This is a genomic window from Salinicola peritrichatus (assembly GCF_003206715.1).
In the GTDB taxonomy this organism is placed as follows: domain Bacteria; phylum Pseudomonadota; class Gammaproteobacteria; order Pseudomonadales; family Halomonadaceae; genus Salinicola; species Salinicola peritrichatus.
This window is the reverse complement of the sequence record NZ_PZJU01000008.1, coordinates 79,740-101,909: the sequence shown is the minus strand read 5'-3', so window position 1 is coordinate 101,909 and position 22,170 is coordinate 79,740. Positions and strand designations below refer to the sequence as shown.

Below are 22,170 nucleotides of genomic sequence, written 5' to 3'. Positions count from 1 at the left end.
ATGGAATACACCTGGCGCTGGTTCGGCCCCGACGATCCCGTCACGCTCGGCGAGATTCGCCAGGCCGGCGCGACCGGCATCGTCACCGCCCTGCACGAAATCCCCAACGGCCAAGTGTGGCCGGTGGAAGCGATCGCCGAGCGCAAGCGGCTGATCGAAGCCGCCGGCCTGACCTGGTCGGTCGTGGAGAGTGTGCCGGTACACGAAGCGATCAAGCAGGGCCTGCCGGAAGCCGGGGGCTACATCGACAACTATCGCCGGACGCTGGCCAATCTCGGCGAGTGCGGTATCGACGTGGTCTGCTACAACTTCATGCCCGTCCTCGACTGGACCCGCACCGATCTCGCCTGGCCATTGCCCGGCGGTGGCACCGCGCTGCGCTTCGATCAGACGGCGTTCGCCGTCTTCGATCTCCATCTGCTCGAACGCGACGGCGCGCAGGCGGACTACAGCGAGGCCGAGCGGGAAGCCGCGAGGCGCCATTTCGAAGCGCTCGACGATGCAGCACGCACAAGCCTGATCGACACCATCATCGCCGGTCTGCCGGGTACCGAGGAGCACTACACGCTGGAACGTTTCCGTGAAGCGCTGGACGCCTATCGTGGAATCGATGCCGATACGCTGCGCCGCCATCTGCGCCAGTTTCTCGCCGCCATCGTACCGGCGGCGGAGGCTGCCGGCATCCGCCTGGCGATCCATCCGGATGACCCACCCCGCGAGCTGCTCGGCCTGCCCCGCGTGGTCTCGACCGCCGAAGACGCCCAATACGTGCTCGACAGCGCGCCGAGTCCGGCCAATGGCCTGACCTTCTGTACCGGCTCCTACGGCGTACGCGAGGACAACGATCTGGTGGTGATGGCCGAGCGCTTCGCGCCGCACGTTCATTTCGTGCATCTGCGCGCCACTCGCCGGGAACCGAACCCGGCGAGCTTCCACGAAGCCGGGCATCTGGATGGCGATGTCGACATGGTCGGGGTGATCAGCGCGCTGGTTCGGGAACAGCGACGCCGCCGGCGCGAAGTCGGCCAGCGCCTGCCGATGCGCCCGGATCACGGCCACCAGCTGCTCGATGACCTGACCCGGGAGAGTCGCCCCGGCTATCCGCTGATTGGCCGGCTCAAGGGACTCGCCGAACTGCGCGGGGTGGAACTCGCCGTCGAACGCCTGCTGCCGGCCGTCTGAGGGAGCCGTCCACGCTACGCAATCCACCGCGCCGATGGTAAGGTAAAGGCCGACCTATCAGGACGTCGCCCATGTCGCTACCACTTGGCCCGGGGCTGGCCGGAACCCGCATTCTGCTCGGCATCAGCGCCGGCATCGCCGCCTACAAGAGCGCGCATCTCGCCCGTCTGTTGAAGAAGACGGATGCCGAGGTGCGCGTGGTGATGACCGCAGGCGCGCAGGCCTTCATCACCCCGCTGACGCTGCAGGCGCTGACCGGCGAACCGGTGCGTACCTCGCTGCTGGACCCGGAAGCGGAGGCCGGCATGGGCCATATCGAGCTGGCCAAATGGGCGGACATCATTCTGATCGCGCCGGCCACCGCCGATCTCATGGCGCGCCTGGCCCATGGCCACGCCGACGATCTGCTGACCACGCTATGCCTGGCCAGCGAAGCGCGCTGCCTGATGGCACCGGCGATGAACCAGGCGATGTGGCGCCATCCGGCGACGCTGGCCAACGCCGATAGACTCCGCGAACTGGGCTGGACGCTGCTGGGGCCGGACGCCGGCGACCAGGCCTGCGGCGATGTCGGACTCGGCCGCATGCTCGAACCGGAAGCCATCCTGACCCAGTTGCTGGCCGCGCTCGAGCAGCGCCCCGACAAATCATCCAAGGCCATGTGCGTGCACCAGGATCTGGCCGGCAAGCGCGTAGTGATCACCGCCGGCCCGACCCGGGAAGCGCTCGACCCGGTGCGCTATCTCTCCAATCACAGCTCCGGCAAGATGGGCTACGCGCTGGCCGCCGCCTGCGCCGAACGCGGCGCCAGCGTCAGCCTGGTCAGCGGGCCGGTGACGCTGGCGACACCGCCAGGCGTCGATCGGATCGACGTCACCTCGGCGACCCAGATGCTGGCCACGGTCGAAGCGCAGCTGCCCTGCGACCTGTTCATCGGCTGTGCCGCCGTGGCGGATTATCGCGCCGCGAAGGTCAGCGAACACAAGCTCAAGAAGCGCGACGACGAAAGCGGCCTGACCCTCGAACTGGTGCGCAATCCGGATATCGTCGCCACGGTTGCCGCACGGCCGGATCGTCCCTTCACCGTCGGCTTCGCCGCCGAGACCCGCGACCTGGAAACCCACGCCGGCAGCAAGCTCGAACGCAAGCGGCTGGATCTGATCGTCGCCAACGACGTCTCTCGCGAAGGTGTCGGCTTCGGCAGCGATGACAACGCCGTGACCTTGCTCTGGCTCGACAATGGCCAAACGCAGCAGCAACCACTGCCGATACAGCCCAAGGCGACGCTGGCGGGGGCAATACTGGACCATATCGTCGCCCACCTTCCTTGAGCCGCGACCGGTGGTACCCTAGAACTCTTGCGCCAGATTTCTTTCGTCAACAACCGTTTCCACCTTCAGGAATCCCCGTTTCATGTCGTCCACTGCCCAGCCCGCCACGCCCAAGCTTGCCGTCAAGATTCTCGACGAGCGCGTCCATGACTACCCGCTGCCGCATTACGCCACCGTCGGTAGCGCCGGCATGGATCTGCGCGCGCTGCTGGACGCGCCGCTGACGCTGGCGCCCGGCGACAGCGCGCTGGTGCGCACCGGACTGGCGATCCATATCGGCGATCCCGCGCTGGCCGGCCTGGTCCTGCCGCGCTCCGGTCTCGGTCACAAGCATGGCATCGTGCTCGGCAACCTGGTCGGCCTGATCGACTCCGACTACCAGGGCGAGCTGATGATCTCGGTGTGGAACCGCGGCCGCGATACTTTCATTCTGGAGCCCGGCGAGCGTCTGGCGCAGTACGTGCTCGTTCCGGTCGTCCAGGCCGAACTGGAGATCGTCGAGGAGTTCGTCGCCACCGAACGCGCGGCGGGCGGCTTCGGCCACTCCGGGCGTCAGTAAGAATCTGAGCCAGTGAGAACTCAAGGATGTCACGGCGCATGACCGACGTTATCCCCGCTTCGATTTTCCGCGCCTACGACATTCGCGGCATCGTCGGCGACACCCTGACCGAGGAAAGCGTCGAGTGGATCGGCCGCGCGATCGGCAGCGAAGCCGCCGCCCGCGGCCAGCAGTGCGTGATCGTCGCCCGCGACGGCCGCCATTCCGGCCCGGCGCTGCAGGCAGCGCTGGTTCGCGGCCTGCGGGCTTCCGGCCGTGATGTGATCGATATCGGTCGCGTACCGACCCCGGTGCTCTACTTTGCTACCTGTACCCTGGCCGAGAGCCGCAGCGGCGTGATGGTCACCGGCAGCCACAATCCGCCCGAGTACAACGGCCTCAAGATCGTGCTCGATGGCGAGGCGATCTCCGGTAACGCCATTACCGATCTGCTCGATCGTATCCGCGGCGGCAATCTCACCGAGGGCCAGGGTTCGCTCGAACAGCGCAACGTCGGCGAAGAGTATCTGCGAAGAATCCTCGGCGACGTCTCGCTGGTGCGCCCGCTCAAGGCGGTGGTCGACTGCGGCAACGGCGTGGCCGGCGAACTGGGGCCGAAGCTGATCTCGGCGCTGGGAGCGGAAGTCGTGCCGCTTTACACCGAGATCGACGGCGATTTCCCCAATCATCATCCCGATCCCGGCAAGTTGGAGAATCTCCGGGATCTGATCTTCAAGGTTCGCGAGACCCAGGCCGATATCGGACTGGCCTTCGACGGCGACGGCGACCGCCTCGGCGTGGTGACGGCGCGGGGAGAAGTGATCTTTGCGGACCGTCTGCTGATGGCGTTCGCCACCGACCTGCTCGAGCGCGCGCCGGGTGCCCGGATCGTCTTCGATACCAAGTGCAGCGGCAATCTGGCCCAGGTCATCGATCGCGCCGGCGGCGAGCCGGAGATGTGGCGCACAGGACATTCGCTGATCAAGGCGCGCATGAAGGAGACCGGCGCGGCGCTCGGTGGCGAGATGAGCGGGCATATCTTCTTCGCCGAACGCTGGCATGGCTTCGACGATGGACTCTACACCGCCGCAAGACTTCTGGAGCTGCTTTCCCGCCAGCCGCAAGACATCGATGCCTATTTCAGCGCCTTTCCCCAGGACCCCGGTACGCCCGAACTCAACGTCGCCGTCGGCGACGAGGAGAAGTTCGCCATCGTCGAACGACTGGCCGAAACCGGCGATTTCGGTGAGGATGGGATCAGGACGACCCTGGATGGCATTCGCGTCGATTACCCCAACGGCTGGGGGCTTTGCCGCGCCTCCAATACCATGCCGGTGCTGGTGCTGCGCTTCGAGGGCAAGGATCGGGCGGCGCTGGAGCGCGTGCAGGCGCGTTTTCGCAACGCCCTGCTGGACGTGGCACCCAATGTCGAGCTGCCGTTCTGAGCGAGACGGTGCGTGCCGACGAGTCCGGTCGGTCAGAGATAATCCTAAAAGGGAGCAGTGACGATTCATGAGCGTTAGCGAACGCGATCCCCGCCACGTGGTCGAGATACTGTCGGAGGCGCTGCCCTACATTCAGCGCTATTCCGGCAAGACGGTAGTGGTCAAGTATGGCGGCAACGCCATGACCGAGGACAAGCTGATCGACTCCTTCGCCCGCGACATGGTGCTGATGAAGGAAGTCGGCATCAATCCGGTGGTGGTCCACGGTGGCGGGCCGCAGATCGGCCAGCTGCTGTCGCGGCTCAATATCGAGTCGCGTTTCGTCAACGGCATGCGCGTGACCGATGCCGAGACCATGGACGTGGTCGAGATGGTGCTCGGCGGGCTGGTCAACAAGAGCATCGTCAACCAGATCAATCAGTGCGGCGGCAAGGCGATCGGCCTGACCGGCAAGGATAACGCCCAGATCCTGGCGCGCCAGCTCAAGGTGGAGCAGCATCGCCCGGAAATGACCGAGCCCGAAATCATCGATATCGGCCATGTCGGCGAAGTAGAGCACGTCTCCACCGATCTGCTCGAGATGCTGGCCGAGCGCGACTTCATCCCGGTGATCGCGCCGATCGGCGTCGACCGCGAAGGACACAGCTACAACATCAACGCCGACCTGGTGGCCGGCAAGGTGGCCGAAGCGCTGAAGGCCGAGAAGCTGATGCTGCTGACCAACGTCGCGGGCTTGCAGGACGCCGCCGGCAATGTCATGACCGGCCTCTCCACCGAGCAGGTCGATGCGCTGATTGCCGATGGCACAATCTACGGTGGCATGCTGCCGAAGATCCGCTGCGCCCTGGATGCGGTCAAGGGCGGCGTCGGCAGCGCCGTGATCGTCGATGGCCGCGTCGTGCACTCGACGCTGTTGGAAATCTTCACCGACACCGGCGTCGGCACCCAGATCACGGACCAGCGCGACTGATCCCCGTTTCAACCATTGCGGGCCGGGATGGCCTGCCCCGGTCGCCGAACAGCAAACAGGCCAACCGGGCAGCTCCAGGAGGGAGCCGGACAAAGCGACCGATAAGAACCGTCATGACGCAGGCAACTTCTCAACTCTCCCGCCGCGAACAGATCCTTCAGGCATTGGCACTGATGCTCGAGGAGGACAGCGGCAAGCGCATCACCACGGCCGCGCTAGCGCGCCAGGTCGGTGTCAGCGAGGCGGCACTCTACCGCCATTTCCCCAGCAAGGCGCGCATGTTCGAAGGCCTGATCGAGTTCATCGAGGCAAGCCTGTTCGAGCGCATCCGGCGCATCCTCGACGACGTGCCCTCGGCGCTCGAGCGCTGCGAGACGATCCTGCAACTGGTGCTGGCCTTCGCCGAGAAGAATCCCGGCCTCAGCCGGCTGATGGATGGCGACGTGCTGACCGGCGAGACCGCGCGCCTGCGGCTGCGCATGTCGCAGCTGTTCGAGCGGCTGGAAACCCAGTTCAAGCAGATCCTGCGCGAGGCGGAACTGCGCGAAGGGCTGCGCTGCCAGGTATCGGTATCCGCGGCAGCCAATCTGCTGTCGGCCTTCGTCGAGGGCCGGATCAGCCAGTACGTTCGCAGCGATTTTCGTCATCGCCCCACCGCGCACTGGGAAGACCAGTGGCAACTGCTGGGCGGGCGTTTGCTGAGACCAGTGGCGCAGACTCACGCGGTGTGAGTCCGGCTGCAGCCAAGACCATACCCTAGAGAACCAAAAAGCCCGGCATCGGCCGGGCTTTTCATTGCTGCGTCTTTAATGGCGATCAGGCTGCCAGGGCGCCACCCAACTGCTGTTTGATCTTCTTCATGGCGTTTTTCTCGAGCTGGCGGATACGCTCGGCGGAAACACCGTAAACGTCTGCCAGTTCATGCAGCGTCGACTTGTGCTCGGAAAGCCAGCGCCGTTGCAGGATGTCGCGAGAACGCTCGTCGAGTGTCGCCAGCGCATCACGCAGGCGACGGGTATAGTCCGCCTCCCAGTCATCGGCTTCCAGTTGGGCCGCCGGGTCGAAGCTGTAGTCCTCGAGATACTGCGCCGGCGCTTGATAGCCCTGCTCTTCCTCTTCCCCCGGCGAGGCATCGAAGCCGGCATCGAAGGAGGCCAGGCGCCCCTCCATTTCGCGCACGACAGTCGGCTTGACGTCGAGATCCTTGGCGATCGCCTCGACCTCGTCGTTGTTGAGCCATGCCAGACGCTTCTTGGCGCTGCGCAGGTTGAAGAACAGCTTGCGCTGGGCCTTGGTGGTGGCGATCTTGACGATACGCCAGTTGCGCAGCACGTACTCATGGATCTCGGCCTTGATCCAGTGGACCGCGAAGGAGACCAGGCGCACGCCCTGGTACGGGTCGAACCGCTTGACCGCCTTCATCAGGCCAACGTTGCCTTCCTGAATCAGATCCGCCTGCGGCAATCCGTAACCTGAATAGCTCCGCGCGATGTGCACGACGAAGCGCAGATGCGACATGATCAGACGACGAGCGGACTCGAGGTCGCCTTCTTCATGCAGGCGCACGGCGAGATCGTGCTCTTCTTCGGCCGTCAGCACGGGGATACCGTTGACGGCCTGGATGTAACCGTTGAGATCGTGACCCGGAGAAAGATTCCCAATGGGTTGAAGACTGGTGCTCATGTGCAATGTCTCCATGCTAGGCGGTGCGGGAACAGGGAGAGCTGCGCTCGATCCCTTGCTTTTGTTTGGCCACGCACCGCAACAGGTTGTTCTGCCTGTCGGTGAGGTTATCTATACGACCCCAAGTTTAGACAAAAGTTCAATGGTCGGGGCCAGTTCGACCGAACAGCACGGCGGATATCGATCGATGACAAACCGACAATTCAATACCCGGATGAAACTGCCTCGCCAAGCCTAACGAGGCTTGATGTCGGCCAGATGACGCCCAACGGCCAGCCATGCTCCCAACCAGCCCAATAGTGTACTAAAGAACAGCAGAAAAGCCGAATTCGTCAAGCCCAGCGATGGCAGCGCGAAGTGGGCACCGTAACTCTGCGCCAGCGCCGCCACCGGCGCGGCCAGCCAGTTCCCGCCAAGGGCCAGGATCGCCAGGGCCAGGATACCGCCGCCCAGGCCATACCAGGCACCGCTGTAGAGAAAGGGTCGCCGCACGAAGGCATGTGTCGCGCCGATCAACGTCACCACTTCGATCTCCTGTCGCCGGCTCTCCACCGCCAGACGCACGGTGTTGCCGACCACCAGCAATACGCCGAGACCGAACAGCAATGCCAGGGCCAAGGCGACGCGCTGACCGACTTCGGCCAACTGCTGAAGGCGATCGAGCCAGGCCAGGTCCAGGCGCACCTCATCGACGCCGTCGAGTTTCTGCAGCTGCTGGCTCAAGGCCTGAACCTCGGCGGGGTCGGGGTTTTCCGGCGTCACCACGACACTCGCCGGCAGCGGATTGTCCTCGAGCTGGGTCAGCGCGTCGTCGACGCCCAGGGTCTGCTGAAATTCCGCCAGCCCTTCGGCGGCGGTAATCAGGCGCGTACCGGCCACGCCCGGCTGGCTGCCGATCTGACCGGCCAGCGTCATCGCCCCGGATTCATCGACGCCGGCATCGAAATAGACCGTCAGCGTGGCGCTCTCGTCGAGTTCGGCATCGAGCAAGCGTGCACTGTCCAGCGCCAGCCATAGCCCGGCGGGCAGGATCAGGGCGATGGCGATCGCCAACATGGTCAACAGCGTCGCGACCGGGCGCTTGATCAGTCGCAGCGCACTGTCGCCGAGCATGGCACGGTGATGGCGCAGCCAGGCCCGACCGCCGCCACCAGCGCGCCGCTGCGGCTTGCGGGCCCCGCGGCGTGTCGCCTCCTGGCGTTGACTCATGCCGCCACCTCGTCGTTGACCAGGCGTCCTTCGCGCAACTCGAGCACGCGATGACGCAGGCGCGCGATCAGGGCCAGGTCGTGGCTCGCCACCATGACCGTGGTCCCGATGCGGTTGAAGTCCTCGAACAAGCGCATGATATCGGTCGACAATTGAGGATCGAGATTACCGGTCGGCTCGTCGGCGAGCAGCAGCGCCGGCTTGTTGACCACGGCCCGGGCAATACCCACGCGTTGCTGCTCGCCGGTGGAAAGCTCTATCGGCAAGGCCCGCTCGCGGTGCAGCAGGCCGACCTTGTCGAGCGCGGCGCGCACGCGCCGCGCCGCATCCACCGGCTCGATGCCTTGAATGGTCAGCGGTAGCGCCACGTTGGAGAAGATATCGCGGTCGAACAGCAGTTGGTGGTCCTGGAACACCACGCCGATCTGGCGCCGGTAATACGGCACCTGACTGATATGCAACCGATCGAGGTCATGTCCGGCGACGAGCACCCGCCCACGGGAGGGCCGCTCGAGACGCATGATCAGACGCAGCAGCGAACTCTTGCCGGCACCGGAGTGACCGGTGAGGAAGACCATCTCGCCCCGGCCGACGCGGAAATTGATGTCGGCAAGCGCCTCGAAGCGCCCACCGTAGCGCTTGCCGACGTGCTCGAACGCAATCATGAATCGGCGTCGCCGTCCCGGCCGGCGTCGCTGTCGAACAACGCCTTGACGAAGGTGTCGGCATCGAACGGGCGCAGGTCATCCAGGGATTCGCCGACCCCGATGAAACGGATCGGCGTCCCCATCTTCTTGGCCAGCGCGAAGATGATGCCACCCTTGGCGGTGCCGTCGAGCTTGGTCAGGGTGATCCCGGTGACCGGGATCGCCTCGTCGAAGGTCGTGGCCTGGGAAAGCGCGTTCTGTCCGGTTCCGGCGTCGAGCACCAGCATCACTTCGTGCGGCGCTCCGGCGTCGAGCTTGGCCATGACCCGCTGCACCTTCTTGAGCTCCTCCATCAGGTGGCTCTTGTTGTGCAGGCGCCCGGCGGTATCGGCGATCAGCACGTCGACCTTGCGCGCGCGCGCGGCGGCGAGGGCATCGTAGATCACCGAGGCGCTGTCGGCGCCGGTGTGCTGGGCAATCACCGGCACCCGGTTGCGCTCGCCCCAGACCTTGAGCTGCTCCACCGCCGCGGCGCGGAAGGTGTCGCCGGCAGCCAGCATCACGCTGCGGCCTTCGTCCTGGAAGCGCTGGGTCAGCTTGCCGATGGTGGTGGTCTTGCCGACGCCGTTGACGCCGACCATCAGGATCACGAACGGTCCCTGCCCCTTGGGCGGCAGCGTCAACGGCCGGGAGACCGGCTCCAGCAGTGTCGCGAGCTCTTCCTGCAGCGCCCGGTAGAGCGCATCGGCATCGGCGAGTTCCTTGCGCGAGATCCGCTCGGTGAGCCGTTCGATGATCTCGCTGGTGGCCTCGATCCCCACGTCCGCCAACAGCAGTTGGGTTTCGAGATCCTCCATCAGATCGTCGTCGATCTGCTTCTTGCCGAGCAGCAGATCGGCGATCCCATCGGTCAGATTGGCGCGGGTCCGGCCCAGACCGGCACGTACCCGCGCCAGCCAGCCGCCCTTGGGTTTCTCTTGCGGAGCCGGCGGCGTGACGTCGGTGGCCAGCGCCGTTTCACGCGTCGATTCGGCCGGTACCTCGTGCACGGCGGACTCGGCGGTTTCCTCCGCCAGCGGCTCGCTCAACGCCTCTTGCGCAGCGGCTTCCTCGACCGGCTCGGGGTCGTAGACCACCGGCTCCGGTTTCTCCGGATCCTGCGTCGCGGGTTCCTCGACCTCGGCGGTGCCCGGCTCGGTGTTGCCGGCGGGCGTCTCCGTGGTGACAGTCGCGGTGTCCGACGCAGAGGCTTCGCCGGGCTCTGCCGCGTCAGTCCCGGCCGGCGATTTCTCAGCCGTTTCGCCGGCGCCGGCTACTTCGGCTTCCGCCTCGCGGCGACGCGCCTCTTCCTGCTCCTGCTGCTGTTTCTTGCGACTCTTGAATAGTCCGAACATGGATGACTTCACTGCTGACAGCCGCAACGTGACGCTACGTCAGCGCCCGTCGGAACGGCTTCGGAGAATATCGATAACCAGGGTCTGTTGCCGTTTCAGCGCGAACCGCGTTGCTGCGTGAAACGGCAACAGACCCTCATCCCATCCTATCACCGCGAGGGATGCGGGGGTACAATTGCCCGCCATGAATCGACGCCGCTCCCGCCACCCAAGATCCCGAGGCGATACCGCCGATGGCCGCCACGCAACCCACCATGGCAGCGGCCAGCTGCGCCTGATCGGCGGCAGGTTCCGGCGCCGCAAGTTGCCGATCCTGGACAGCCCGGGGCTTCGTCCGACACCGGACCGGGTACGCGAGACGCTGTTCAACTGGCTGGCGTTCGAACTTGCCGGCAGGCGCGTGCTCGATCTCTATGCCGGCACCGGCGCCCTGGGCTTGGAGGCACTCTCGCGCGGGGCCGCTCAGGTCACCTTCGTCGAGATGTCCCCCGCAGTGGCCGGAGCACTCGAAGCCAACCTGCGGCTACTGGACATCGAGGCCGATGCAGTGGAGACCCGGGCGGTGGAGACCAAAGCAGTGGAAACCAGAGTATTGAACGCCGACGTGGCCCGCTACTTGGCAAGCACGCCGGTGCCATTCGATCTGGTATTCCTCGATCCGCCATTTCGCAGGGGACTGGCCGCGACCACCTGCGAGCGGTTGGAAAGCGCCGGCTGGCTGGCTCCCGATGCGCTGATCTACGTCGAGAGCGAGCACGAGCTCGCCTGGCAGCCACCGACAGGCTGGCAGCTTCATCGGGAAATCGTCGCCGGCGACAGCCATGGTCGGCTGTTCCGGCGCACGCCGGCGGTCGATTGACGTCGCCGCTTTGAGACGCTTGTCGTCGACACCAACGCCACGTAGGCTGGCGGCCAACCCGGTCACTAGATGGTTTCAAGGAGAGAGTCATGAACGGAGAGATCTTCGCCCAGCTCGAGCAGAAGATTCAGAATGCCGTCGACAGCATCGAGATGCTGAAGATGGAGAACGAAGAGCTCAAGGCGGAGAATTCGCGTTTCCGCCAGGAGCGCGAGGAGTGGGAACAGCGCCTCGGCGGCCTGCTCGACAAACTGCAGTCGCTCGACGAGGCCGGTAGCGGCTCCGACGTCTAACCGACAGTCCCCAACGGCCGGCGGCCTTCGCGACCGCTGGCCGTCGCATTTCAGCGGTTCGCCATGTCGTCATTCAACGCGAGCGACATCAGTACCGCGTCCTCGCTACTGCCGTCGGGTCGTCGATAATAGCCGCGACGCTGACCATCGACAGCGAAACCGGCGCGCGCGTAGAGCCTACGCGCCGCACGATTGGACTCTCTGACCTCCAGCAGCAGCTTCTCCGCACCACGCCGCCGCGCGTGATGCGACAACCAAGCCAGCAGGCCCCGGGCCAGCCCCTGCCGTCGACTCTCGGGCAGCACGCTGATCGATTGCAGTTCGGCGTCAAACGGCAGATAGGCGATCACGGCGACGGCGCGCAGCGCGCTTCCCTCCTCCGCCGAAACTCCCCAGACTTCATGCGTGTCATCGGTCAGCGCCGCGCTCAGCAGGGCTTCCGACCAGGCGTCGTCATTGGCCATCGCTTCGAACGCGATCAGCCTCGACAGATCGCGCGAATCGAGTCGGCGTGGCGGCGGGTCAAATGCCGGGCAAGTCGTGGACATGGCGTCATGTTCGCGGATCAGAGGGACCTAGCGGTTGTGGTCGCACGTTCTTGCCAAGCCCGGCCACAGGCGTGCAGTAACGGCCAACACTCCCGCTTGGCCTTGGCGGAAACGAGCAGTGCCTCCGGATGCGGCCAGTGATGGCAAGGGAAGTCGAACGCGTCGGCGTCTTCAGTCAGTAGCGACGTCCAGGGCTCGCTATCGCCGATCACGAGGGCACCGTCGATCGCGAGCTGGTTACGCAGCGCCTGACCGGCGCAGAATACCTGGATGCCCTCGCGTGCCTCGCCGGCCGGATCGCTCACCGGCGTCTCGATCAATGGCCACGACAGCGTGGCGAGCGGCGACCACTTCGAAGGCAGACCGGCCGCGCGCAGCAATTGACGCAACAATTTCTGTGCGGACGCCGACAGCACATGCTCGCCAGGCAACAACAGCCACCAGCGCTTTTCCAGCACCGCCAGCGAGAGCGTGAAACGCAGTGGCGCGGTTGTCGCAACCGGCTCCGGTGCGGCAACCTCGTTCGGCTCGGAGGAAGGCGCGCGTGTCGGCCGGGTCGACTCGGCAGCGCCCGGGGATTCGCCGTCGCCGTCGAGCAAGGCTCGCGCTCGCGCCGCGGGCGCCGGACCCTCACGCCTCGGCTCGGCAGACGCACGCCCGCCGGCCTCGACCGGTGTTTCGAGCAGCGCTTGGAGACGCTGCCCTGGCGCGGCTTTCTCGGATTTGGCCGGCAGCTGCCATTCACCCTGCTCGGTCGGCCGGGCGTTGACGAAGCGGTAGCGCGAGACCCAGGCGGGAATGCCCATGGCCTCGAGATACTGCAGTCGCTGGGGATCGCCGATCACCGGCCGCCTCCGCCCCGGCAACTGGGCGAATCCGGTCGGCTTTCGCCACGCGCCGCCCATTGCCGAGGGGTATAGAGGTGGAGTGCCAGCGCATGGACCGGCCCGGCGAGTTCATCGGCCAGCGTCGCGTAGATCAGCTGATGACGCTTGACCGGCATCAGCCCCTCGAACCGTTCGGAAACCAGGGTGACCTTGAAATGCGTTTCGGAATTGGGCGGCACATGGTGCATGTGGCTTTCGTTCTCGACCGTCACATGGAGCGGTTCGAGAGCCGTGAGCTTCTCTTCGATACGTGCCTGAACACTCATGACAGCTCCTCCTGTGCCAATCGGGTCATTGTAACGTCTTGCACTGCGTGGAGCGACGGCAAGATCTCAGCGTCGACGCGTAGCCGCCATCGGTATCCGATAAAGGCTCAGCGCCAGCGCCAACACCACCGAGATGCACCCCAGCCACAACGATAGCCTCAGCGAGCCGAAGGAGAGCCCCAATATCAGGCCGACGGAGGCCGTTCCCAGCGACTGCCCGAAGGTGCGCACCGAAGCCAGAACGCCGGACGCATTGGCGCTCAGATCCACCGACACGCTGCCGATCATCTCGCGGTTATTGGGTGCCTGGAACAGGCCGTAACCGATACCGCACAGCGCCGTGCGCCAGATCACGTCGACATAGCTGGAGTCGGCCCCAAGCCCGGTCAACGCCAGCATGCCCAGCAAAAAGAGCCCCAGCCCGGTCGAACTGATCAGCGCCGGATTGGCCTTGTCCGCCAGCCGTCCCGCCAGCGGCCCGATCACCATGATGGCCAGCGGCCAGGGCGTGAACAACATTGCCGAGGCGATCGGCGAAACGCCCATCGTCGTCTGATAGAGAAAGGGCAACCCCACGAACGCCACGCCCTGGGCGAGAAAGGCGAACATCGATACCGTGGCGGCGAACGAGAACCGTGGTTCCTCGAACAGCGCCAACGGCACCAGCGGCCTGGCGACACGACGCTGCCGATAGATGAAGCCGGCGAGGCAAGCGAGACTGACCGTCAGGGTCAGTCCCGCCGATAGCCCCCCCTTGCCATGGCCGAACTGGTCGAGCGCGAACACGCTGCCGCTGAGCATGACGATCGACAGCAGCGCCCCCCAGATATCGATCATTCCCGGGTGAGGCTTCTCGCGGGGCAGCGAACGAATGCCCAGCGTCAGCGCCAGCAGACCGATCGGCACGTTGATCGCGAACAGCCACGGCCAGCTCGCGACATGCAGGATCAGGCCGCCCAGCGAGGGACCGGCGGCAATACCGAAAGCGACGGTCAAGGCACTCAAGCCGATCGCCGATCCCAACAGCCGGGTAGGAAAGATGATCCGATAGAGCGATGGCCCGATACTGAGCATGGCGGCGGCCCCCACGGCCTGCAGCCCCCGCATCACCAGCAGAAACTCGAACGAGCGTGCCAGCGCGCAACCCAGCGATGCCACGGTGAATACCGCCAAGCCTCCGATGTAGAGCCGATGGCGCCCCAGGCGACGACTCAGGGCGGCGCAGGTCAGCAGCAGCGCCGCCGTGGTCAGTTGATAGACGTTGGCGATCCAGATGGATTCCGAGCCACTGATCGATAGCTGATCGGCGAGCGTCGGCAAGGCAATGTTGACGATACCATTGTCGAGCACCGCCAGTTGCGTGCCGGTAATCATCGCCAGCAGCGCCAGCTTGCGTTCACGCCCGGGTAGACCGTCGTCCCCCTCGCGCTCCTCGAACAAACGCCTCAACATGCGACGCCAAGCATCCTCGTCAGATAACGTATCACGCGATGTCGAGCCGGGATCGAAAGCACCATCACTCCTCGTCGGTTTCCATCAACAGCTCATCGTCGACCTCCGAGGTCTCCAGCTCCGCCTCGTCGTCGAGATCCACCACCAGATAACTGTGTTCGAGGGCGAGAAACTCGTTGAACAAGGACCAGTCGAGCGTCTCTGGCCACTGGCGTTCATCCTCCTCCCAGGCACGCAGTTCGCTCTCGAGGATATCGACATAGCGCTCCTCGACATAGGCGAACAGCGCCTCCGGCGTATCCATCTCGGGGATCAGATAGACGGTGTTTTCGCCGGCGATATCGTCTAGGGTCAGATCGTCTTCACCGACGGTCGGCTCCAGCGAATTGACCCAGTCGACGAAGGCCTGGGTGGGCTTGACGCTCAGCGCCGAACGATTGAGCAGTTTCATCGGTGTTACCCCTTGCGTAGGAACCGGCCTGGAGTCACGGGAATGTCGAAACGCAGCCATTATGGGCGCAGCGGCCCGCCGAACCAAGTGCTGCCGACAGATAGTCGCTCCCTGTGCCGCGCAAGATTCCCCCGCGCTCCTTACCAAGGGAGAGTTCAACCGGCAGGGAACGAGCGCAAGGCGCCTTTGCGCCGCTAGCGGAATCGCGTCGCGGCGAAAGGAGAGATATCTAGCGGGGACGTTCTGCCGCCGAAGAGACTGGCGACCAGTTCGCTCGTCATCGGCGCGGAGGCGACGCCGATATGCCCGTGACCGAAAGCATGCACGATATCGGGCGTCACGCTGGCAGGGCCGATGACCGGCAGCCCGTCGGGCGTCGAAGGACGGTGGCCCTGCCAGCGGGAAACCTGCAGCCGCGCGGGATCCCCGGCCAATCCCGGATAGGTGGCAAGCAGATGGGAGAGCAGGACGTCCGCCCGCTTCCAGTCGGGCGGCGTATCGACGCTGGCAAGTTCCACCTGGCCCGAGGCACGCAGGCCGCCGCGCGTCATCGTGTTGGCCATCTTGCCGTCGCCCGGCATCACCGGGATGCGTGGCGCCGCGGCGGGATGTGCGATCTGTACGTGATAGCCGCGTTCGCTCTCCAGGCACACCGGATCCCCCGCCTGCGCGGCGAGTCGCTTCGAGTGGATGCCGGCCGCGATCACCGCGCCTTCGCAAGCGACCGGCCCCCGGTCCGTCAGCACATGCCGCAGGCGTCCCCCGGCAACATCGAATCCTTCGGCCCGTGCCTCGACCAGTATCGCCCCCTGTTTCCGCGCCCACTGCGCCAGGCCGCGCACGTATGCCCCCGGGTCGAGGCAGTGCGCGCCGCTCTCGACCAGCACGCCAAAAGTGTAACGACGGCTGAGCGTGGGTTCGAAGGCCTGCAACCGTTCGCCTTCCAGCGTTTCCCAGACGACGCCGTTATCGCGCCGCAACTGCCAGGAGAACGCCTCCTGCTCGAAAGCCGACCGGTCGGGATAGACGTAGAGCAACCCATCCCGACGAATCAGACCGGCCAGGCCCGCCGCCTGGGCGAGCGCCAGGTGGCGGGTCGGCGCATCGGACAGCAAGGCAGCGAGAATCTCCGCGGTTCGCGCGGTCCTGGTCACCGAGCAACCGGCCCGCAGGAAGCGAATGAGCCAGGGCGACAGCGCCAGCAGATGACGCCAGCGAATCGTGAACGGCCCCTGTGGATCGAGCAGATAGCCCGGCACCTTCTTCCACAATCCGGGGACCGACATCGGCACGATCGACGCCGGACTGAGGAAGGCGCCGTTACCGTAGCTGGCCGCCTGGTCCGCCCCCGGCTCGCCCGGCTCCAGGAGCGTGACGCGGTGTCCATCCCGGAGTAGCGCGCAAGCGCTGCAGACCCCGACGATGCCGCCGCCGATCACGACGATACGGTGGGAAACCGGATTCGGCGTACTCATGATCTCTCCTGCAATGCGGTGCCTCGGAAACCCTTATCCCATGAACCAGAAGGCGAATCCGACCAGCGCGAAATAGATCGTCACCGGTAGCGCCAGCAGCATGGTCTTGACCGGATCGACACGGATACCGATCACACCGCCCACCAGTCCGGTGACGACAAAGGTGGTCAACCCTACCGGCGGCATCGACTGGCCAGCCATCGCCAGGTGGGCGGCACCCACCGCCACCGCCTCGGGATCGCGCCCAAGGTGGGTCAGCGCTGGCGCCATCATGCTCACGATCATGGTTTGAGCCGTGGTTTGCGACCCGGTCAACATGCCGACCACCAGCGTCGCGATGCCCCCGACGGTAGCCATCAGGTGCGGTACCAGGTGGCCGGTCGCCTGCTGCACCACCTCGATCAGCCCAGCCTGGTAGAACACCCCCACCATGACGCCGGCACAAAGCTGGATCTGGACGGTCTTGGTGATGTTGCTCAACCCCGAGCCCACTATCGCGACGGCCTGGCGGCGTACCGTGCGAAACAGAAAACTGATCAGCAACGCAGCGATGATCGCCAGCACCACCCGAAACGCCAGCCCGCGCAGGATCGGCACCTGGCTCAACCAAGCGACACCATCGGCCAGCCCGGGCGTCTGCTCGAAGAGATTGAAGCCCAGCGAGGCGGCAACCACGATCGCCAGCAGCACCAGCATCGGTATCAGCGTGCACCAGCGTGAGCTCAAGATCGTCGCCAGCGGCTGTGGTGCCGCCAGTGTTGCAGACGAGGTGCGTCGGCACAGCCACACTCCCACCAGCATGGCGATCACCACGCTACCGCCCATGGTGAGATAGGCACGCCCCAGGATCGCGCCTGGATCGATGCCGGTCAGCGACGCGGCGAGAAAGAAGGATTGCGAGATGGGCGGCATCCCCGAGCCGATCACTGCGCCCATGACGATGATCACCGCGATGCGCTCACCGCTGAGGCCGATGGCCGCCAGGGCGGGAATCACCAGCAACCCGATGACAGTGGCAGCGGCAATGGCATCGCCCAGCAGAGAGCCGCTCAGAACCAGGGTCAGGATGACCGCACACACCAATCCTGCGGTGGAGCGTCCGAACAGCGCGCGAAAGCCATCCAACGCCGTCTGCATCGCACCGAGGCGCACCTGGGCTTCGGCATAGAGGCTGCCGAAAATCGACAGCATGATCACCCAGGCCAACTTGTCGATGCCCAGTATGGCCGCTTCGAGTGCCGCCAGCGGACCGAGCCCGCCCAACAATGCCGCGGCAGCCGCTGCCGCAAGCAGTCCGACGATGACGTTGCCGCCGATGCGCGGCAGGGGCAGCAGAATGATCGCAAACAGCACTGCTACGGGAACAATGACCAACCACATGGTAAATACCCTTTTTATTGTTGAGAGTCATTTGCCAAGAGTCATGAGAGGTTCAAAAGCGCTCCACCCCACACCGCACTCGTTGAATGGCCGTATGGATGTCGGCAACGGCAATGCCCAGTCGCGCTCTCAAGCGCTGGCGATACGGAGCGAGATTCGTGCATTCGAGAAGCAGCGCCTGCATGTCGGGAGCCCGGCGCTGGAGCGCATCTGCAGCGGTGAATACCTCCTGCTCCACCCGTGCCGGGTCCCAGCACCTTCGATCGAAGCGAATCGTCGGATAGAACGTCTCGCTCGCTTCCAGTCCCTGGATGACCAGGCCATCGCGCCAGAAGCGCCCGAAGTGGGCCCGACCCAGGACACGGGCATCGAAGGTCAGCACACCGATGGGGCCATCGGTGGCGCACCCCTCATGCAGCCAGGGCACGAGATTCAACGCCGAGGAGACCAGTGGCACGGGCAACCGCGCCTGCAGTCGGTCATGGATGGCGCACACGAACCCGCAAGAGGTCGCCAGGCAACTGACGCCATCGTTGACGAGGCGCAGGCCGGCATCGACGAAATCTTCGACGATCGTTTCCGCGATACAGCTATTGACCACGGCCGGAACGCTTGCCGATGTCACTCTGGCGAAGCGGACGGGGTGATCGAAGCTCGCGGCATTACCAATGTCCCCGACCGGTCTCGGGAAGCGGGTGTCGAGCATCATGACGCCGAGCCGGAAGTCATCGGCGGGGCTCGGCCCCGCTGCCACTCCCATCGCGACCGATTCGCCCCCGACACGAGGATCGCCAAGAACGCTTTCGGGATGTCCACGAGTCGACATATGCAGGTCTTCCAGCAAGAGTGGCATGCAATCGTGCGCCTACGAATGACAGTGACGAACACCGCCTGCCTCGTTCCGTTGTCGCCCATATCAGGCGAATCGAGGGACAGGATGACGCCAACTCAGGGCGAGACCGATCGACTCGGTGACGGAAGCGCCCTAGCACCGACGCCCCGAGAAACCTGTTCCTTCTCATTCAGGTCAATTGTTGCCATAGGCCGCCGCCGAAGGGAAACGTTGAAATTTGAGTTATCCATGACTAAAAGTCATGACAACGATAATCAAAAATAAGGCACATCCGCATGCGGCGCTTCCTCCCTTCCCTTTCCGCCCTGCAAGCGTTCGAAGCCGCCGCGCGGCATTTGAGCTTTACCCGTGCCGCGAAGGAGCTGTTCGTCACCCAGAGCGGTGTCAGCCGACAGATCGCCAATCTGGAGCAGCACCTCGGCCTGCGCCTGTTCGAGCGCTCGGGCTCCCGAATCGTGCTGACCGATGCCGGCAACGCCTATTTCCACGAGATCGAACCCCTGCTGAACGAACTGGAGGAGACGTCCATCGACCTCGTCAGGGGGCGCAAGAGAGACGCCGCGCTGATGATCGGCGCCACGGTCGCTTGCGCTTCCCGCTGGCTTGCCCCCCGCCTGGCGGACTTCATCCAGCGGGCTCCAGACTTTCCCATCGAGATCCACTCCGTTGGCGACGATATTGACTTCAGCACGAGCCAGATCGACATCGCCATCATGCGCGGCGCCGGTGTCTGGAGCGGAGCCAGGGCTCGGAAACTGTTCGTGGAAACACTGGCCGTGGTCGCCTCCCCGCGACTCATTCCGCGTGAAGAGCAGCTCGATCGGCTGGATTTTTCGCGCATCCCGACACTGCAGAACGCCAGCAGGCCGAGCCTGTGGCTCGAATGGCTGCGCGCGTCGGGCTTGAACCATAGAGGGACGATCCAGGGCATTCGATTCGCCGATAGCGACATGCTGATCGGCGCGGCAGTGAGCGGCCTGGGGCTCGCCGTCCTGCCCGCCCACTACGTGGAACGCGAGCTGCAGAATGGCGAACTCCACTTGCCCTTCGGCGATCCCGTGCGCTCTCCCCACGCCTATTGGGTAGTCAGTCCCGAGCGGAAATCACACCAGCAGCGTTCGCTCCTGTTCCAGGATTGGCTAATCCAGGCCGCGGACACCTTGCCACGATAGGCAACAAGCACAACAGTTGCATTTGAATACTATTTGGTCTTAAGGTCGATTCAAGCGCCCCGGCATCGACCAACGGGATCACGGCCCTCTAGGAGACCCTCGCTCGATGAGCAATGCGCCCCATCACTCCCGGGAAGTCGATCTCGATATTCTGGGAGACCTGCTGAGTTTCTATATGCGAACGATCACCATCGCCCTGTCGCGCGACCTGGATCAGCGCCTCGAAGGCCTGGAGGTCGCCAAGGGCACCGGCAAGGTTATCACTCTGTTGCTGGTCGATTCCCATCCCGGCATCCGTCCCTCCGTCATCGCCCACCTCAGCACCAAGAGCAAGGCGGAGATTGGCAGGATCGTTGACAAGTTGGTGAAGGCCGGTCTGATCGAGCGCCAGGTGGCACCGGAGGAACGCCGAGCACTCCAGCTATTCATCACCCCCCAGGGGGCGAGCGTCGCGCGTCAGGTGCGCCGCCTTGCCAAGGCACAAAGCGAAGACTTCTTTTCACATCTGGATGCCGACGATCAACGGCAATTGATGAGAATCCTGAGAACATCATATCAGCGCATCGTGGGACTGGAGCCACGTCCCTGCGAGAGCGCATCTTAACCACTGAAGACCAATAACAACGCGAGGGTCCAGAAGGATGTCGATCAAACTGCACCGCGACGCCTTTTTCATCGCCATCACCCGGTCGAGGCTCCATCTCGGCCAGCGCCAAGGAGGTCTGACATGCCCGGCCCGCACGTGATCCCGGTTCATGGGGACCTCGAACCGCCGAGAAAAGTGGATGTCGTGGTGGTTGGGGGCGGTATCATCGGTACGTCGACCGCGCTGGAACTGGCCGAACGTGGTCTGCACGTGGCGCTGTGCGAGAAAGGTGGCATCGGCCATGAGCAGTCCAGCCGAAACTGGGGCTGGGTACGCATTTCGCGTCGAGACCCGCGTGAGGTACCGCTGATGGCGGAAACCCTGAAGCTGTGGGAAAACCTGGAAAGTCGTACTGGATGCGACATCGGCTATCGGCGAGCCGGCATCCTGTTCGGATGCGAGGATGACAAGACCTTCGAGGAGCATGATCGCTGGCGCCGCCATCTGTCAGGTACGGGGTTGGAGAGTCGCATGTTGAGCCGGGAGGAGCTGCAAGCGCAGATGCCTGGCTGTCGGTTGGCTGTCAAGGGAGCCCTGTTCACGCCAGCGGATGGACGCGCCGAGCCGCAGAAGGTAGCGCCAGCCATTGCCGAAGCCGCCCGTGCCAAAGGTGCTCACGTGTTGACAGAGTGCGCGGTCAGGGGCGTGGAGACGGAAGCCGGCCGAGTGGCTGGCGTCGTGACCGAGCGAGGGCGCATCCGCTGCCAATCCGTGGTGCTGGCCGGCGGTGCCTGGTCGAATCTGTTCTGCACTCGCCATGGCCTGGATCTGCCACAGCTCAAGGTCATCAACAATGTCCTGCGCACGTCTCCCCTCGACGGTCCCGAAGCGGCGATGTGGGCCTCCGGGTTCGCCCTGCGCAAGCGTCAGGATGGTGGCTATACCATCGCCAACGGCGGCGGGAACATTGCCGACATCGTGCCTGACACCTTCCGCTATCTGCGCCGTTTCCTACCAGCATTGAAGATGGAGCGCTACAACCTCAAGCCTCGCCTGGGCTGGCGTTTCCTCGATGAAGCCAGAATTCCCAGACAGTGGGCGCTGGATGAGCCTTCTCCGTTCGAGTACCACCGGGTGCTCGATCCGGCACCTTCACGGCGTATGGCCAATGAGGCGATGGAGAAACTCTGCGAGGCATTTCCCGTCTTCCGGGATGCCAACATCGAACAGCGCTGGGCGGGCTGCATCGACGTGACGCCGGACGCCATTCCCGTCATCTCGAACGTGGAGTCGTTGCCCGGCCTGGTGCTGGCCACCGGATTTTCCGGCCACGGTTTCGGCATCGGCCCGGGAGCCGGGCGGCTGGCGTCGGATCTGGTATGTAACGACACTCCCCTGGTCGATCCCCATGCCTTCCGCTTCTCTCGATTCACCGACGGTTCGAAGGTACGGCCGGACAACGGATTCGACATTGGAGATCATCGGCCTGTCGGCACCTAAAGCCTGGATACTGAAAAATCACCCACGAGATCGAACAACTCAACAACAA

At 64.6% G+C, this 22,170-nt stretch carries 23 protein-coding genes; 11 read left to right on the top strand and 12 right to left on the bottom strand.

The features are described 5' to 3' along the window. The 6 genes from uxuA (at position 1) to slmA (ending at position 6,197) form a co-directional block, all read left to right on the top strand. Positions 1–1,182, top strand: a complete 1,182-nt coding sequence (uxuA, locus tag DOM57_RS04180; RefSeq protein ID WP_110647977.1) for a mannonate dehydratase — start codon at positions 1–3, stop codon at positions 1,180–1,182. A 71-nt stretch (positions 1,183–1,253) separates the two neighbouring features. Continuing rightward, complete coding sequence (gene coaBC, locus DOM57_RS04175) at positions 1,254–2,513, top strand: bifunctional phosphopantothenoylcysteine decarboxylase/phosphopantothenate--cysteine ligase CoaBC (RefSeq protein WP_110647976.1); 1,260 nt, start codon at positions 1,254–1,256, stop codon at positions 2,511–2,513. Positions 2,514–2,595: 82 nt separating this feature from the next. After that, positions 2,596–3,072, top strand: coding sequence for a dUTP diphosphatase (dut, locus tag DOM57_RS04170; protein ID WP_110647975.1), 477 nt, complete (start codon positions 2,596–2,598; stop codon positions 3,070–3,072). Between the two features lie 38 nt (positions 3,073–3,110). Continuing rightward, positions 3,111–4,496: a phosphomannomutase/phosphoglucomutase gene (locus DOM57_RS04165; RefSeq protein WP_239496110.1), complete on the top strand. Its 1,386-nt coding sequence runs from the start codon at positions 3,111–3,113 to the stop codon at positions 4,494–4,496. 67 nt (positions 4,497–4,563) lie between these two features. Further along, positions 4,564–5,466 (top strand): acetylglutamate kinase, encoded by a 903-nt coding sequence (gene argB / locus DOM57_RS04160; protein ID WP_110647973.1) that lies wholly within the window; start codon positions 4,564–4,566, stop codon positions 5,464–5,466. Between the two features lie 113 nt (positions 5,467–5,579). After that, positions 5,580–6,197, top strand: a complete 618-nt coding sequence (gene slmA, locus DOM57_RS04155) for a nucleoid occlusion factor SlmA (RefSeq protein WP_110647972.1) — start codon at positions 5,580–5,582, stop codon at positions 6,195–6,197. 85 nt (positions 6,198–6,282) lie between these two features. Here slmA and rpoH read toward each other — a convergent pair whose 3' ends face one another. The 4 genes from rpoH to ftsY form a co-directional block, all read right to left on the bottom strand. Next, positions 6,283–7,149, bottom strand: coding sequence for an RNA polymerase sigma factor RpoH (rpoH, locus tag DOM57_RS04150; protein ID WP_110647971.1), 867 nt, complete (start codon positions 7,147–7,149; stop codon positions 6,283–6,285). Between the two features lie 234 nt (positions 7,150–7,383). After that, positions 7,384–8,358, bottom strand: a complete 975-nt coding sequence (gene ftsX / locus DOM57_RS04145) for a permease-like cell division protein FtsX (protein WP_110647970.1) — start codon at positions 8,356–8,358, stop codon at positions 7,384–7,386. Then, positions 8,355–9,023: a cell division ATP-binding protein FtsE gene (gene ftsE, locus DOM57_RS04140; RefSeq protein WP_110647969.1), complete on the bottom strand. Its 669-nt coding sequence runs from the start codon at positions 9,021–9,023 to the stop codon at positions 8,355–8,357. Before ftsE ends, ftsX begins: the two co-directional genes overlap by 4 nt. Continuing rightward, the gene (gene ftsY, locus DOM57_RS04135) at positions 9,020–10,399 is read right to left on the bottom strand and encodes a signal recognition particle-docking protein FtsY (RefSeq protein WP_110647968.1); all 1,380 of its coding nucleotides are present in this window, start codon (positions 10,397–10,399) and stop codon (positions 9,020–9,022) included. The genes ftsE and ftsY overlap by 4 nt, the downstream gene beginning before the upstream one ends. Positions 10,400–10,583: 184 nt before the next feature. Here ftsY and rsmD point away from each other — a divergent pair, with 184 nt between their 5' ends. Beyond that, positions 10,584–11,258: a 16S rRNA (guanine(966)-N(2))-methyltransferase RsmD gene (rsmD, locus tag DOM57_RS04130; protein ID WP_110647967.1), complete on the top strand. Its 675-nt coding sequence runs from the start codon at positions 10,584–10,586 to the stop codon at positions 11,256–11,258. Positions 11,259–11,347: 89 nt separating this feature from the next. Beyond that, positions 11,348–11,551, top strand: a complete 204-nt coding sequence (locus DOM57_RS04125; protein ID WP_110647966.1) for a cell division protein ZapB — start codon at positions 11,348–11,350, stop codon at positions 11,549–11,551. 50 nt (positions 11,552–11,601) lie between these two features. Here DOM57_RS04125 and rimI read toward each other — a convergent pair whose 3' ends face one another. The 8 genes from rimI to DOM57_RS04085 all read right to left on the bottom strand — a co-directional run bounded on the left by rimI (position 11,602) and on the right by DOM57_RS04085 (position 18,863). Continuing rightward, positions 11,602–12,099 (bottom strand): ribosomal protein S18-alanine N-acetyltransferase, encoded by a 498-nt coding sequence (gene rimI / locus DOM57_RS04120; RefSeq protein ID WP_110647965.1) that lies wholly within the window; start codon positions 12,097–12,099, stop codon positions 11,602–11,604. A 17-nt stretch (positions 12,100–12,116) separates the two neighbouring features. After that, positions 12,117–12,944, bottom strand: coding sequence for a hypothetical protein (locus DOM57_RS04115; RefSeq protein ID WP_110647964.1), 828 nt, complete (start codon positions 12,942–12,944; stop codon positions 12,117–12,119). Beyond that, entirely contained in the window at positions 12,941–13,252 is a 312-nt protein-coding gene (locus tag DOM57_RS04110; protein WP_110647963.1) for a BolA family protein, read from the bottom strand. The genes DOM57_RS04115 and DOM57_RS04110 overlap by 4 nt, the downstream gene beginning before the upstream one ends. Positions 13,253–13,318: 66 nt before the next feature. After that, on the bottom strand, positions 13,319–14,704 hold the full coding sequence (locus DOM57_RS04105) for an MFS transporter (RefSeq protein ID WP_110647962.1): 1,386 nt from the start codon (positions 14,702–14,704) through the stop codon (positions 13,319–13,321). A gap of 64 nt (positions 14,705–14,768) precedes the next feature. Next, on the bottom strand, positions 14,769–15,155 hold the full coding sequence (locus DOM57_RS04100) for a hypothetical protein (RefSeq protein WP_110647961.1): 387 nt from the start codon (positions 15,153–15,155) through the stop codon (positions 14,769–14,771). A gap of 194 nt (positions 15,156–15,349) precedes the next feature. Then, positions 15,350–16,630 (bottom strand): NAD(P)/FAD-dependent oxidoreductase, encoded by a 1,281-nt coding sequence (locus DOM57_RS04095; RefSeq protein ID WP_110647960.1) that lies wholly within the window; start codon positions 16,628–16,630, stop codon positions 15,350–15,352. 33 nt (positions 16,631–16,663) lie between these two features. After that, positions 16,664–18,010, bottom strand: coding sequence for a TRAP transporter large permease subunit (locus DOM57_RS04090; protein WP_110647959.1), 1,347 nt, complete (start codon positions 18,008–18,010; stop codon positions 16,664–16,666). 52 nt (positions 18,011–18,062) lie between these two features. Continuing rightward, complete coding sequence (locus DOM57_RS04085) at positions 18,063–18,863, bottom strand: aspartate/glutamate racemase family protein (protein ID WP_110647958.1); 801 nt, start codon at positions 18,861–18,863, stop codon at positions 18,063–18,065. Between the two features lie 275 nt (positions 18,864–19,138). Between DOM57_RS04085 and DOM57_RS04080 the strand changes: the two genes are divergently transcribed. The 3 genes from DOM57_RS04080 (at position 19,139) to DOM57_RS04070 (ending at position 22,121) form a co-directional block, all read left to right on the top strand. After that, positions 19,139–20,035: a LysR substrate-binding domain-containing protein gene (locus tag DOM57_RS04080; protein WP_110647957.1), complete on the top strand. Its 897-nt coding sequence runs from the start codon at positions 19,139–19,141 to the stop codon at positions 20,033–20,035. Positions 20,036–20,141: 106 nt separating this feature from the next. Continuing rightward, positions 20,142–20,639, top strand: coding sequence for a MarR family winged helix-turn-helix transcriptional regulator (locus DOM57_RS04075; protein WP_110647956.1), 498 nt, complete (start codon positions 20,142–20,144; stop codon positions 20,637–20,639). A gap of 123 nt (positions 20,640–20,762) precedes the next feature. Then, on the top strand, positions 20,763–22,121 hold the full coding sequence (locus DOM57_RS04070) for an NAD(P)/FAD-dependent oxidoreductase (RefSeq protein WP_110647955.1): 1,359 nt from the start codon (positions 20,763–20,765) through the stop codon (positions 22,119–22,121). Positions 22,122–22,170 lie beyond the last annotated feature (49 nt).